Source organism: Stenotrophomonas sp. GbtcB23, assembly GCF_019091045.1.
In the GTDB taxonomy this organism is placed as follows: Bacteria; Pseudomonadota; Gammaproteobacteria; order Xanthomonadales; family Xanthomonadaceae; genus Stenotrophomonas; species Stenotrophomonas rhizophila_A.
The window spans coordinates 1-238 of the sequence record NZ_JAGXKC010000671.1 but is presented as its reverse complement, the minus strand read 5'-3'; the positions used below and the strand labels follow the sequence as shown (position 1 = coordinate 238).

1 protein-coding gene is annotated in these 238 nt (G+C 58.0%); it reads right to left on the bottom strand.

Going from position 1 to position 238, the window contains the following annotated elements; genetic code table 11:
* Window positions 1-8: 8 nt before the first annotated feature.
* On the bottom strand, window positions 9-238 hold a 230-nt coding region (locus tag KVS69_RS20510; RefSeq protein WP_217540182.1), incomplete at its 5' end, for a hypothetical protein.

The window sequence follows — 238 nt, the reverse complement described above, 5'->3', positions numbered from 1 at the left end:
TTCAGTACCTACGGCGCGATGCGGAGCGCCATTACGGCGCTTCGCCAAGGTTTCAGGACCTTGCAAACATAGGTCCGCCGCCAAGCGGGCACGATCTTTCCGGGCAGGGTGTTGACCAGCAGCGTTTCCTGCGGCTGAAAGTGGATCACCGATCGGATGGATTCGCCGGCGTGCAGAAGGTCGAAGGCCGTGTTGATCTGTTCATGCGTCATGTTGTGGGTGATGTAAGGATCGACAT